Raw genomic sequence first — 12809 nt, 5'->3', positions numbered from 1 at the left:
TGTTGTCCCTGCGCTTGAGTACAGCAGGCTTCAGCCGTGCGAGCGCTGCCACTCGTCAATCATCGTGCGTAAACGCTCCCCGGAAAAACTGCCGAAGTGCCCGCCGTGCACGGTGCGGATCGACAACGCACGCAAGCGCTGCAGGCTGCGGGCATAGTCGTCGAGGTTGGAGTGGTAGGCATCTTCGATCAGCGGCCCGTCGTAGATGATGTCGCCACTGAACAGCGTCTCGGTCGCCGCCTCGTAAAGGCTGATGCCGCCCGGTGAGTGCCCTGGTGTGTGCAACACGCGCAGGACCCGATTGCCCAGGTCCAGCACGTCGCCTTCTTCAATCATTCCCGTGGCCGGTGCGGCCTTGACCCGGTATTCGGCGTAGCACAACGGGCATTCGGGGTGAGCCTCGAACATGTCATCCCCGACGAACGCCGTGCTCAGCGTATTTTCGCCATCGGGAGAAGCGAGGATCTGCGCCTCAGCCGGGTGCACCAGGCGTTCGGGGAACTCGTGATGGCCGGCAATGTGGTCGAAATGGCAATGGCTGGCCACGGCCACCAGCGGTCGCTCGGTGATCCACGGCAATTGCTCGCGCAAGCTCACCAGCCCGGAACCGCTGTCCAGCAGCAGGTCCTTGTCGCGACCCTGGATGTGCCAGAGATTGCAGCGATAGAACGGGCGGATGTAGGGCTCGTGAATCAGGCGAATGCCGTCACTGAGCTGCTTCACCTCGAACCACTGATCGCGGCTGACGATCTTCATAGGCAGATTTCCTTCAGACGAAAAAAAACGAGTGTGGCAACCGACGCCACACCCGTCGAAGAAAGCATCAAGTCGTTATGGAAAGCTTAGGCGGCGCTGGCCACCGCTGCGGGCTGACGGGACAGCAGGCTGACCACGACGAAACTCACCAGGCCGACGCCGAGGCTGTAGTAGATCGGGGTGTTGGCGTCCATGCCGTCCTTGATCATGAACATCAGCGCGGTGGCAAAACCCAGGCCCATGCTGGCGATGGCGCCGGCGGTGGTGGCGCGTTTCCAAAAGATCGCGCCCATCAGCGGGATCAGCATGCCGCCTACCAGCAGGTTATAAGCCAGGGTCAGGGCGCTGATCACGTCATTCACGACCAGGGCGATACCGAGCACGGCCATACCGGTCAACAGGGTGAACAAGCGGCTGATGGTCACGTCCGACTGTTTGCCGCCACGCAGTTTCGGCAGCAGGTCTTCGGTCAGGGTGGTGGACGCGGCCAGCAGGCCGGCGCTGGCGGTGGACATCATGGCGGCCAGGGCTGCGGCGATCACCAAGCCACGGATGCCGTCCGGCAGCGAGACTTTGACGATGGCGGCGAAGGCGTTGTTGACGTTGTCCAGGTCCGGGATCAGGACGTGGGCGGCCATACCGATCAGGGCGCAGACCAGACCGTAAATGATGCAGTAGATGCCTGCCGAGGTACCGGCATACTTCGCGACTTTTTCGCTCCTGGCGGTGAATACCCGTTGCCAGATGTCCTGACCGATCAGGATGCCGAAGAAGTAGATCATGAAGTAGGTAATGATGGTGTCCCAGCCGATGCTGGTGAAGCTGAAGCTCGCCGCCGGCAATTGCGCGACCAGTTGATCCCAGCCACCCACGCGGTACAGGCAGATCGGCAGCAGTACAAACATCAGGCCGACGGTCTGGATACCGAACTGCACGATGTCGGTCAGGGTCAGCGACCACATGCCGCCGATGGTCGAGTAGATCACGACGATACCACCGCCGAGCAGCACGGAAATCCAGAACGGCAGGCCGAACAGCACTTGCAGCACGGTACCGATGGCCAGGATCGAGGTCACGCCGATCATCAGGGCGTAGGCGAGCATGATGGTGGCGCTGGCGGTACGGGCCATCGGGTTGTAGCGTTTTTCCAGCACCTGGGTGACGGTGAACACTTTCAGTTTCAGCAGCGGTTTGGCGAGGAACAGGTTAAGCGCGACGATCCCGCAACCGAGGGCCGCGCACAGCCAGAAACCGGAGATGCCATGTACGTAACCCAGGCGCACGGTGCCCACGGTGGACGCGCCGCCGAGGACGGTGGCGGCCATGGTGCCCATGTACAGGCTCGGGCCGAGGTTACGACCGGCGACCAGGTAGTCCTCGTGGGTCTTGGCCTTGCGCATGCCGTAGTAGCCGAGTATCAGCATCGCTGCGGCATAGATGAGTACGACGAATAAATCCAAAGCCATGATGGCGTGTCTCCGATTGTCTTTTTTATGGTGAGGCGAAAATCAATTTTTTGTGTAGGAGCGATGCTTGCTCGCGAAAGGAGCACCGCGGTCGGTCAGGTCGATCGCGTTATCGTTCTGCGCGGGCAAGCCTCGCTCCTACACCATCGCCGGTTTAGCGAGCGAATCCGTGCCCATGCTGCGTGAATCATTCGGCCCGAACACCGCCGCCGGTTCCGGGAACAGGCTCAGCAACGCCAGGTACACCAGCGACGCCAGGCCCAGGGTCACCGGCAGGCTGACATCGATGCCACCCGCCAGATCACCCAGCGGTCCGACAAACTGCCCCGGCAGGTTCACAAAGCACAGGCCGACCAGTGCGCTCGGGATCCAGGCCCCCAGCCCGCGCCAGTTCCAGCCATGGGTGAACCAGTAACGACCGCCTTTCTCGCCGCGGGTGAACACCTGCAGGTCATCCGGGCAATAGAAGCCGCGACGCACCAGCAGACCGATGATCATGATCACCATCCACGGGGTGGTGCAGGTGATGATCAGCACGGCGAATGTCGACACGCTCTGCACCAGGTTCGCCGCGAAGCGCCCGATGAAGATGAAGGCAATCGACATCACGCCGATCAGCAGCGTTGCCTTGACCCGCGACAGCACACGAGGGAATACGCTGGACATGTCCAGCCCGGTGCCATACAGCGAAGTGGTGCCGGTGGACATGCCGCCGATCACCGCAATCAGGCACACCGGCAGGAAGAACCAGCTCGGCGAGACCGCCAGCAGACCGCCGACGTAGTTGTTGGCCGCGATGTAGTCCGGCGCCTTGATCGCCACGATGGTGGCGGTGGTCAGGCCGAACAGGAACGGGATGAAAGTGGCAATCTGCGAGATCACCACCGCCGCCATGATCCGGCGCTTGGAGGTGTCACGCGGGATGTAGCGCGACCAGTCGCCGAGGAACGCGCCGAAGGAAATCGGGTTGCTCATGGCGACCAGCGCAGCGCCGATGAAGGCCGCCCAGAACCCCGGTTGCCCCAGGCTGACGGTGCCGGCGTAGTTCACATCGAAAGGCCCGGCAAAAGCAAAGATGCCCAGCAGGAACAGCAGGCTGGCGCTCCACACCGCGATCTTGTTGACCCACAGCAGGAAGCGGAAGCCATAGATGCAAACGGTCAGCACCAGAATCGCGAACAGGCCGTAGGCCAGGCCCAGGGTCAGGTCGGTTTCCGGAAGACCGATCAGGCGCTTGGCACCACCGATCAGCGCATCCCCCGAACTCCACACCGAGAGCGAGAAGAAGGCGATGGCGGTCAGCAACGACAGAAACGACCCGACGATCCGCCCGTGCACGCCGAAATGCGCACCGGAAGACACGGCGTTGTTGGTGCCATTGAGCGGGCCGAACAGGCCCATGGGCGCGAGGATCAGCGAGCCCAGCAGCACACCGAGCACAATCGCCAGGACGCCCGCCTGGAAAGACAGGCCGAACAGTACCGGGAAACTGCCGAGCACGGCCGTGGCAAAGGTGTTGGAACCGCCGAAGATCATCCGGAACAAGTCCGTCGGACCAGCGGTGCGTTCGTTGTCCGGGATCTGTTCGACCCCGTGGGTTTCAATCTGCGTAAGGCTTTGGTCGTTGTTGTTGTTATTCATGATCTGCTCCGATCATAAAGGCGCGCTCATCGTGCGTGAGCGTCACCTGTTTGGCTAAGGGGGTGGCAGCCCTTCCGGCATCGCGGACAAATGTTCGTGGCAGGCCAGCCATAGGCCTTGTTGTTGTCGGCGAAACACAATCGTCTCGCGCTCCTGGCTGAAGTGTTGCTCCCCTTGCATGCGCAGCTCGGTGGCCACGTCATGGATGAAAATCGCCACATCACCCTGCAGGCTGACGAAGGCGTTGCTCGAGGTGCACGCAAGCACCTCGAAGCCATCCTCGGCGCGCCAGGTGTCCCACAACGCCTGATAGGCATCGCGCGACAGCAGGGGCTGCTCGAGGGTGTAGAACACGAAGCTGGCATCGGCGCTGAACGCGCCGAAGTAGGCTTCGCGATCGTTACGGGCGAAGGCTGACACCAGATCGGCGGCGGCTTTCAAAACCTGATCACGTTCGGTCATGACCGATCCTCAGCGGTGGGCCACGCCAGGCAGTACGCAAAGCATTTCGTACAGCAGGTTGGCGGCCAGCAGCGAGGTGTTGCCGGTGGTGTCGTAGGCGGGCGAGACTTCTACCAGATCGCAACCGATCAGGTCGAGGCCTTGGCAGCCGCGAATGATCTCAATCGCCTGAATGGTCGTCAGACCACCGATTTCCGGGGTGCCGGTGCCAGGTGCCCAGGCTGGGTCGATGCCGTCGATGTCAAAAGTCAGGTACACCGGACCGCCGCCGACTTTCTCGCGGACTTCAGCCATCAGCGGGGCCAGGGATTTGTGCCAGCACTCTTCAGCCTGAACCACACGGAAGCCTTGTTTACGGCTCCAGTTGAAGTCTTCGGAGGTGTAACCCTGAGCGCGCAAGCCGATTTGCACCACGCGATCGCAGTCGATCAGGCCTTCTTCGGCGGCGCGACGGAAGGTGGTGCCGTGGGCGACTTTCTCGCCAAACATGTGATCGTTCACATCGGCGTGGGCGTCGATGTGCACCAGGCCGACTTTGCCGTGCTTCTTGTGGATGGCACGCAGGATCGGCAGGGTGATGGTGTGGTCGCCGCCCAGGGTCAGCGGGATCACATTGTGTTCGAGGATGGCGTCGTAGGACTCTTCGATGATCCGCACGGCGTCCAGCAGGTTGAACGTGTTGATCGCCACGTCGCCGATGTCGGCAACCGACAGCGAGTCGAACGGGGCGGCGCCGGTGGCCATGTTGTACGGGCGGATCATTACCGATTCAGCGCGGATTTCACGTGGCCCGAAGCGGGTGCCGGGACGCAGGGAGGTGCCGATGTCCAGCGGCACGCCAACGAAGGCGGCGTCGAGGCCGGCAGCGGTAGGTACATGGGGGAGTCGCATCATGGTGGCGATGCCGCCGAAGCGCGGCATTTCGTTGCCGCCCAGTGGTTGGTGAAGAATCTTGTCCACGGGTAGGGCCTCATCGTCGTTGTTTTATTATGTCGGTTGCGCCGTTCGGGGAGAGACGGGCACCGCTGTGGGCCGATTCTGCGAAATGTAGTGGCCGGGAAGAATCGCTACGGGCAAATACTTAGTTCAGATTTTTCTAAACTATCGGTTTGAAGGGCGATAGACTCTCGGCTTGAGAGATGTATTGCCTGGGTGGGCCGTTCGCCAGCAAGCCGGCTCCTACAGGTCGGCGCTAGTCGTGAATGTTGCTTGCCCCCTGTAGGAGCCGGCTTGCTGGCGATCGGTTGTGCAGCAACCGCCATGCAGACAACCCAGACTCAACTGAACCTGCACGGAGCCCCCATGGCCAACGCTTTACCCGACCTGAAACTGTTGCGCATCTTCGTCAGCGTGGTCCGTCATCAGGGATTCGCCAACGCCCAGCAGGAGCTCAACCTCTCGACCTCGGCCATCAGCACTTACATGAGCCAGCTCGAGGCGGCCCTCGGCCTGGTGCTGTGCCATCGCGGTCGCGGCGGCTTCAGCCTGACCAGCAAGGGTGAATTGTTCCATCAGGAAACCTTGCGTCTGCTCGGCGAACTCGAAGGTTTCGAGCAGTACGCCGCCGCCCTCAAGGGCGAACTGCGCGGTACGCTGAACCTGGGGGTGATCGACTCCACCGTCAGCGACAAGGCCTTGCCCTTTGCCGAAGCCATCGGCGCCTACACCCAGGAGCACCCGGCGGTGCATTTGCACTTGTCGGTCATGAGCCCCTACGAACTGCAGCTCGGCGTGCAGGACAATCGCCTCGACCTGGCCATCGGCGCGTTCTCCACGCGCATGAGCGGGCTGGTCTACATGCCGCTGTACCGTGAGCAGCACTGGTTGTATTGCAGCAGTCGGCATCCGCTGTTCACCGAACGGCGTATCCCCGAGCAGGTCATCACCCAGCAGCGCATGGTCGGCCGGGGTTACTGGAGCCAGGCGGAACTGGCGCGCCATGGCTTCAAACACAGCGCGGCAACGGTGGAAAGTATGGAGGCGCAGCTGATTCTGGTGCTCTCCGGCGCCTATATCGGTTACCTGCCGGAACACTACGCCCAGGCCTGGGCCGACAAGGGCGACTTGCGGGTGCTGCTGCCGGCGACGTTCGGTTATCAGGCGCCATTTTCGATGATCGTGCGCCGTGGCCGCAGTCGCGAGCCGCTGATCCAGACCTTTCGCGACTTGCTTAAAGCGCAACTGAATCAGGCTTGAGACGATGTCCAGAATCCAATGCCCGCGCTGCCTGCGCCCACAGAGTCATTGCCTGTGCCCGCTGATTCCGAGTCTCGATAGCCGCACGCGGGTATTGCTGCTTCAGCATCCGAGCGAAGTGAACCATGCGCTGAACACCGCGCGGTTGGCGGCGTTGGGCTTGAACAATGCCGAGCTGATCGTGGGCGAGGTGTTCGAGGAGTTGCCCGCGTTGTTGAATCAACCGGGCTATCGGGCGCGGCTGTTGTTTCCTGCCGACGATGCGCAGCCGTTGCAGGCCTACACCGAAACCGGGGAACCGTTGCTGCTGGTGGTGCCGGACGGCACCTGGCGCAAGGCGCGCAAGATGCTGCACCTCAATCCGTTGCTGGCGGCGTTGCCCAGAGTGACCCTGGTTGCGGGGGGCGTGTCCCGCTATCGGCTGCGCAAGGCGCCGGGGGCGGGGGCGTTGTCGACGGTGGAAGCGATTGTCCAGGCGTTGCAGACGCTGGAAGCGCCTGTCAGTTTCGAACCGTTGTTAAAGCCGTTCGAAGCGTTGATCGAGGGGCAGATTGCGGCGATGGGGGAGGAGGTCTTTCAGCGTAATCATGGGCCGAGATGATCATCGCTTGTGCGGCCCTCATCGTCGGATCGCCGCCCGGAGCAAGCCCGCGAAGAATGATAACGCGGTCCACCCGCTGAAAAATCACATCGGCTCCGGCGGCCCGATCAACCGCCCCATCACACCAAACACCCCCAACTCCCTGATCACTTCCAGCTCCGCTTTGCTCTCGACCATTTCCGCAATCAACGGCAAATCGATGCTGTTCGTCGCCCGGAAAATCGCCTCGATGAACAGCCGCTTGTCTGGCTGCTTATCGATGCCCCGAATATAGGCCCCGTCGATCTTCAGGTAAGCCAGCCCCAGTTGCGTGAGGTTGCCGATCTGGCTGAAGCTGCCACCAAAATGCTGCAAACCGATGCGGTAGCCAGTGTTGAGCAAACTATGGCTTAGACGCTGCAATTGCTCTGGAGGAGGCAGTTGGCGTTCGTCGATTTCCAGGGTCAGCAGCGCGGCCAGTTCAGGCAGTGATTCAAGCATTTCAAGGATCTTGTGCAGTTGCGCCTGGTCGCGCAGGGTGCTGCCGGACAGGCTCAACGCCAGGGGCCAGCGGTTGACCAGGAGGTAGTCGAGGGTGGCTTCGAGCATGATCAGGTCGAACCGCGCCGACCAGCCGAGGCGTTCGATCCATGGCAGGAAATGCCCGGCGGCAACCGCTTCGCCCCGGGGATCGAGCAGGCGCGCGAGGACTTTGTGATGCAGCACCTGGCTGGTGTCGGCGCATTGCACCACCGGTTGAAAATACAGGCGCATCTTGCCTTCGGTCAGGGCATCGTCGATCCAGGTTTGCCAGTCGTGTTGGGGCTGGTTTGGCGCGCTGACGCTGTGGCTCAGCAGCCTCCATGGCCGCTCGGGGTGGCCCTGGGCTTCAGTCAGCGCCTGATCCAGCCGCAGCAGCACATCCCTGGCCGACTCGCCGGGCCGGAAGGCGACCATGCCCAAATGCGCCACCGGCATGCAGTCGCTGGCGCCGGTCAGGCGCAGGTTTTCCAGGGTGGCGCTGATTTCGGCGGCCAGGAGTGCGGCATCCTGGCTGCCCAGACCGGGTGTCAGCAGGCTGAATTCGCCACCGCGATTACGCGCCGCCAGCCAGGTACGACGCTCCGGTACCTGAGTCAGACGCATCAGCAAGTCACCGACGGTGCTGATCAAGGCGTCGGTGCGCTGGCCACCGAGGCGCTGGTTGAGGCCGACCAGATCATTGATTCGCAGCATCAGCAAATGGCCGTCACTGCTCTGCTCGCCGACCAGCAAATGGTCGGCCAGCTGTTCATCCAGCAAACGCCGGTTGGCCAGGCCGGTCAGGCTGTCCTGATAGGATTGCGCCCGCAATTTTTCACTGCGCGCGGCCTCCTCGGTGAACAGCGCCTTGAGTTTCTCGACCATCTGGTTCATGGCCAGCACCACGCGTTTCAGTTCAGGCGTACGCGGCAGTCTCGGCAGGCTGAGGTACTCGCGTTTGCAGATGGCTTCGGCCTGTCTGACCATGGCCTCGAGCGGACGAAATTGCCGCCGCAACAACCAGTCACCGAATACGGCGCTGAGCAATCCGCACAACAACAACCAGATCAGGCTGCCCAGTGTGCTGTCCCAGAGCCTGGCCAGGGCGAACTGCGGATTGCTCAACACTTCGACGCGCGCGACCTGTTCCCAGCCGCGCATGATCAGCGCATCGGCGCCTTGTGGATGCAGCTTGACCAGACTGACAAACCAGCCGGGAACGTCCTCGGCCAATGCCGCTGCGCTGCGCTCGACCAGCACCTGCTCATTCTCGATGTCGATGATCCGGATGCTGCTGAAATAGCCGCTGTCGAAAATCGAACCGACCATCGACTGGATCATTGCCGGGTCGTGGATTTGCGCGGTCAGCGATAACCCCAGCGCCGTGGCGGTGTCCTGGGCGTGGGAGCGCAACTGGCCGAGCATCTGCTCGCGGGAGCTTTCCAGGCTGACAAAAAAACTGCCGCTGATCGCCACCAGCAGGAACAGGCAAATGGCGAGAAACAATTGTTTGCGCAGTGACATGGACACGCTCCTTGCTGTGTCGACTGGCGGTGGGCATGTCTGACTACTTGGGTGCAGATGCGTGAAGTCTAGGCGGTGTTTTGGCGAGGGAGGGCAAATCGTCGGCTCAAGATTTGTGCAGGGTTTTCTGCTTGAGGATATAAACCGTCACCAGCACTGCACTGGTCAGCATGAACGCGCGTGCCCATGGCAGTGGCACCAGGTAACAGGAAAGCAGGATGCTCGCCCACATCAGGCCGATGGCATACACCTTGCCCTTGAGCGGGATGCCATTGCCGTCGAGGTAGTCGCGAATCCACGGCCCAAGCCACGGGTGCTCCACCAGCCACTGGTAAAAGCGCGGGGAACTGCGGGCAAAACAAGCCGCCGCCAGCAGCAGGAAGGGCGTGGTGGGCAACACCGGCAGGAAAATCCCGATCACCCCCAGCGTTACGCTCAGCCAGCCGATGGCCAGCAGTACGTAACGCAACATCAGGGAGCGGTTGCCTATGGGATTGTCCATAGGCAAGACCTTAGTGGTGACGTGGCTTGAGGATCGCCGGTTTTTCGTCGGGCGCCTGGCACAGCAGGTACAGCGCGGTCAGGGCTTCCGGGATCTGCACGATCATGTCGTCCATCAGGTTGGCGTCTTTGGCGATGTCTTCGAACTCAGGCTGTTCGTCGAACAGACCCGAACCGACCATGATCGGCAGCAGCATTTCGCTGACTTCGTCTTCGGCGGTTTCGAACCAGGCCGCTTCGCGCAGGAACACGCCTTCCATGAAACCGATGCACCAGCCGCGCAGGTCGGAATCATCCGGCTCTTCGCCCAGGTCCAGGTCGCAAGGCAGCTCGAACTCTTCGTCGGACGCCAGTTGGCGGGCGATGTGCGCCTTGAGGGCCAGCAGGGTGGATTCGATCGCTTCACGCTCGGTGTCGTCGGCGTAATGCGGCTCTTCGGCGAAGAGCGCGTCGATCCATTCACGGTCGGGAACGCTTTCGGAACAGATCGACAGCGCAGTGAGGTAGCCGTGGGCGGCCACGTAGTCCAGCGCCTCGTCATGCAGTTCGTCGGCGTCGAGGAAGACTTGCAAACGGGTTAGTTGCTCAGCGAAGGACATTAAAGGGCTACCTTGGGGAATTAAACAGATGCGGGAATTCTAGGCCTTCTTGAGCAGTCAGGCCAGCCGCGCGGGATATTTGCTCCCCGGCGCACTGCTCCTGCAGGGTGGAAAACGCCGAACCCTATGTAGGAGCTGGCTTGCCAGCGAAGGCGTATTCATGGGCGATACAAGGCTTCAGGCCGCCTTCGCTGGCAAGCCAGCTCCTACAGGAGGTTCGGTATTGGCTTGCGTGTGTCTTCTCAGCGGCACCCTGTGGCGGACAGGCGTCGGGTATACTCGCGCGTTTTGTGATGCCCTGCTGGCGCCACGGCTGAGATGTGAAGCGTCATGCAATGCGCACTTACTATTCGTCAGTGCAGCCTGCGTGGTTCTGAACCAGTCTTGCAGGGATGTTTTTGGTGATTTCTGGAGTTTTTATGCTCGAACAGGCTCAACGCGTCCTCAAGGACATCTTCGGCTACGACAGTTTCCGTGGCCGCCAGGGTGCAATCATTGAGCGCGTGGCCAGCGGCGGCGACGCCCTGGTGCTGATGCCTACCGGCGGCGGCAAATCCCTGTGCTTCCAGGTGCCGGCGCTGCTGCGCGAAGGTTTGGCGGTGGTGGTTTCGCCGCTGATCGCGCTGATGGACGATCAGGTCGCGACCCTCGAAGAGCTGGGTGTCGCCGCGGCTGCACTGAATTCCACGCTGAGCGCCGAGCAGCAACGGGATCTGGCTGCCCGGATCAAGCGCGGTGAAGTGAAGATGCTTTATCTCGCGCCCGAGCGCCTGGTCCAGCCGCGCATGCTCGCGTTCCTGCAAAGCCTTGAAATCGCCCTGTTCGCCATCGATGAAGCGCATTGCGTGTCCCAGTGGGGCCACGACTTCCGCCGCGAATACCTGCAACTGGGCCAGCTGGCGGAGCTGTTCCCCCATGTCCCGCGCATCGCCCTGACCGCGACCGCCGACAAGCGTACCCGGGAAGAAATCGTCGAGCGCTTGCACTTGCAGGACGCCGAGCGTTTCCTCTCGAGTTTCGATCGCCCGAACATTTTCTACCGCATCGTGCCCAAGGAGCAGCCGCGCAAGCAATTGCTGGCGTTCCTGGCCGAACGGCGCAGCGATGCCGGCATCGTCTATTGCCTGTCGCGCAAGAAGGTCGACGAAGTCGCGGTGTTCCTCAGCGAGCAAGGGTTCCCGGCGCTGCCCTATCACGCCGGTCTGCCCAACGATACCCGGGCCCACCACCAGAAACGCTTCCTCAACGAGGAAGGCCTGATCATGGTCGCCACCGTGGCATTCGGCATGGGCATCGATAAACCCAACGTGCGCTTCGTCGCTCACCTCGATTTGCCCAAATCCCTTGAAGCGTATTACCAGGAAACCGGTCGCGGCGGCCGTGACGGGCTGCCGGCGGATGCCTGGATGGCGTACGGCCTGCAAGACGTGGTGATGCTCAAGCAGATGTTGCAGAACTCCGAGGGCGACGAACGCCACAAGCGTCTGGAGCAGCACAAGCTCGACGCGATGCTCTCGCTCTGCGAAGAAACCCGCTGCCGTCGCCAGACACTTCTGGCCTATTTCGACGAAGACATGCCTGAACCCTGCGGCCATTGCGACAACTGCGTCGACGGCGTACAGACCTGGGACGCTACCGAACCGGCCCGCCAGGCGCTCTCGGCGATCTACCGCACCGGCCAACGCTATGGCGTCGGGCATCTGGTGGACGTGCTGCTGGGCAAGGACAACGAGAAAATCCGCAGCATCGGTCATCAGCACCTGTCGGTCTACGGGGTCGGCAAGGCGATGGCCGAAGGAGAATGGCGCTCCCTGTTCCGCCAGCTGGTTGCCCGCGGCCTGGCCGACATCGACCTCGAAGGTTACGGCGGCCTGCGCCTGAGTGACAGCTGCCGGCCATTGCTCAAGGGCGAAGTGACCCTGGAACTGCGCCGCGACCTCAAGCCGCAAACCACTGCCAAAAGCAGCAAGAGCCAGGCGAGCCAGCTGGTTCGCGGCGAAGAACGCGAACAGTGGGAAGCCTTGCGGGCCCTGCGTCGCAAACTCGCCGAAGAGCATGGTGTGCCGCCCTACGTCATCTTCCCCGACTCGACGCTGCTGGAAATGCTGCGCAGCCAGCCGACCTCGCTGGCGGAGATGGCCACGGTCAGCGGCGTCGGTGCACGCAAGCTGGAGCGTTACGGCCAGGCCTTCCTCGAGGTGCTTGGCGGCCAGGTCGAGGCGCCGCCAGTGGTGGCCGACGTACGCCACGAGCTGATCACCCTGGCGCGGGCCGGCATGACCCCGCTGCAGATCGCCGGTCAACTGCAATGCTCGGAAAAGAACGTCTACACCATGCTCGCCGAAGCGATTGGCAAGCAGCAGTTGTCGCTGGAGCAGGCGCTGGATCTGCCCGAAGACTTGATGGGCGAAATCCAGGACGCCTTCCTTGACGGCGAGGGTGAATTGCCACCCGTGTCGGAGATTGCCGCGCTGTTCGCCGGACGAGTGCCGGAAGGTGTTTTGTACTGCGTCCGGGCCGCTCTGCAGTCGGAATTCGAAATCTGATGGCTTGGTATACAGA

General features: G+C 62.0%; 11 protein-coding genes. 3 read left to right on the top strand and 8 right to left on the bottom strand.

The genetic code is table 11. From position 1 onward, the window contains the following. Positions 1 to 30: 30 nt before the first annotated feature. The 5 genes from ELQ88_RS26255 to speB all read right to left on the bottom strand — a co-directional run bounded on the left by ELQ88_RS26255 (position 31) and on the right by speB (position 5285). Entirely contained in the window at positions 31 to 756 is a 726-nt protein-coding gene (locus ELQ88_RS26255) for an MBL fold metallo-hydrolase (protein ID WP_138968682.1), read from the bottom strand. An 86-nt stretch (positions 757 to 842) separates the two neighbouring features. After that, positions 843 to 2222, bottom strand: a complete 1380-nt coding sequence (locus tag ELQ88_RS26250; protein ID WP_138968680.1) for a sodium:solute symporter — start codon at positions 2220 to 2222, stop codon at positions 843 to 845. A 138-nt stretch (positions 2223 to 2360) separates the two neighbouring features. After that, positions 2361 to 3863 carry a cytosine permease gene (locus ELQ88_RS26245; RefSeq protein WP_128871767.1) on the bottom strand — a complete coding sequence of 501 codons (1503 nt, stop codon included), beginning with the start codon at positions 3861 to 3863 and terminating at the stop codon, positions 2361 to 2363. Positions 3864 to 3917: 54 nt separating this feature from the next. Beyond that, a complete protein-coding gene (locus ELQ88_RS26240) occupies positions 3918 to 4325 on the bottom strand; it encodes a nuclear transport factor 2 family protein (protein WP_010462006.1) in 408 nt (135 codons plus the stop codon). 9 nt (positions 4326 to 4334) lie between these two features. Then, the gene (gene speB / locus ELQ88_RS26235; protein ID WP_128871766.1) at positions 4335 to 5285 is read right to left on the bottom strand and encodes an agmatinase; all 951 of its coding nucleotides are present in this window, start codon (positions 5283 to 5285) and stop codon (positions 4335 to 4337) included. 342 nt (positions 5286 to 5627) lie between these two features. Between speB and ELQ88_RS26230 the strand changes: the two genes are divergently transcribed. Beyond that, positions 5628 to 6521: a LysR family transcriptional regulator gene (locus tag ELQ88_RS26230; RefSeq protein ID WP_064679167.1), complete on the top strand. Its 894-nt coding sequence runs from the start codon at positions 5628 to 5630 to the stop codon at positions 6519 to 6521. Positions 6522 to 6525: 4 nt separating this feature from the next. Further along, positions 6526 to 7122, top strand: a complete 597-nt coding sequence (locus ELQ88_RS26225; RefSeq protein WP_128871765.1) for a DTW domain-containing protein — start codon at positions 6526 to 6528, stop codon at positions 7120 to 7122. Between the two features lie 84 nt (positions 7123 to 7206). Here the strand turns inward: ELQ88_RS26225 and lapD are convergent, their stop codons facing one another. From lapD to ELQ88_RS26210, 3 genes are all read right to left on the bottom strand, one after another. Further along, entirely contained in the window at positions 7207 to 9147 is a 1941-nt protein-coding gene (gene lapD / locus ELQ88_RS26220; protein WP_138968678.1) for a cyclic di-GMP receptor LapD, read from the bottom strand. Positions 9148 to 9253: 106 nt separating this feature from the next. Further along, a complete protein-coding gene (locus tag ELQ88_RS26215; RefSeq protein WP_138968677.1) occupies positions 9254 to 9649 on the bottom strand; it encodes a YbaN family protein in 396 nt (131 codons plus the stop codon). Positions 9650 to 9659: 10 nt separating this feature from the next. Next, entirely contained in the window at positions 9660 to 10247 is a 588-nt protein-coding gene (locus ELQ88_RS26210) for a YecA family protein (protein WP_030130067.1), read from the bottom strand. 419 nt (positions 10248 to 10666) lie between these two features. On the opposite strand from ELQ88_RS26210, the gene recQ reads away from it, so the two are divergent. After that, complete coding sequence (gene recQ / locus ELQ88_RS26205; RefSeq protein ID WP_128871763.1) at positions 10667 to 12793, top strand: DNA helicase RecQ; 2127 nt, start codon at positions 10667 to 10669, stop codon at positions 12791 to 12793. The last annotated feature ends 16 nt before the right edge of the window (positions 12794 to 12809 follow it).

The sequence above is a fragment of the Pseudomonas sp. MPC6 genome (assembly GCF_006094435.1).
Classification (GTDB): Bacteria; Pseudomonadota; Gammaproteobacteria; order Pseudomonadales; family Pseudomonadaceae; genus Aquipseudomonas.
Note: the sequence above shows the minus strand (reverse complement) of the source record. Positions and strands in the feature narration are given on the sequence as shown.

What these genes read in the sequence shown, in the direction of transcription:
- ELQ88_RS26230 (WP_064679167.1), top strand. Translation starts at nt 5,628, where the DNA reads ATGGCCAACGCTTTACCCGACCTGAAACTGTTGCGCATCTTCGTCAGC.
- ELQ88_RS26215 (WP_138968677.1), bottom strand. Translation starts at nt 9,649, where the DNA reads ATGGACAATCCCATAGGCAACCGCTCCCTGATGTTGCGTTACGTACTG.
- ELQ88_RS26255 (WP_138968682.1), bottom strand. Translation starts at nt 756, where the DNA reads ATGAAGATCGTCAGCCGCGATCAGTGGTTCGAGGTGAAGCAGCTCAGT.
- ELQ88_RS26250 (WP_138968680.1), bottom strand. Translation starts at nt 2,222, where the DNA reads ATGGCTTTGGATTTATTCGTCGTACTCATCTATGCCGCAGCGATGCTG.
- ELQ88_RS26245 (WP_128871767.1), bottom strand. Translation starts at nt 3,863, where the DNA reads ATGAATAACAACAACAACGACCAAAGCCTTACGCAGATTGAAACCCAC.
- ELQ88_RS26225 (WP_128871765.1), top strand. Translation starts at nt 6,526, where the DNA reads ATGTCCAGAATCCAATGCCCGCGCTGCCTGCGCCCACAGAGTCATTGC.
- ELQ88_RS26210 (WP_030130067.1), bottom strand. Translation starts at nt 10,247, where the DNA reads ATGTCCTTCGCTGAGCAACTAACCCGTTTGCAAGTCTTCCTCGACGCC.
- ELQ88_RS26240 (WP_010462006.1), bottom strand. Translation starts at nt 4,325, where the DNA reads ATGACCGAACGTGATCAGGTTTTGAAAGCCGCCGCCGATCTGGTGTCA.
- lapD (WP_138968678.1), bottom strand. Translation starts at nt 9,147, where the DNA reads ATGTCACTGCGCAAACAATTGTTTCTCGCCATTTGCCTGTTCCTGCTG.
- recQ (WP_128871763.1), top strand. Translation starts at nt 10,667, where the DNA reads ATGCTCGAACAGGCTCAACGCGTCCTCAAGGACATCTTCGGCTACGAC.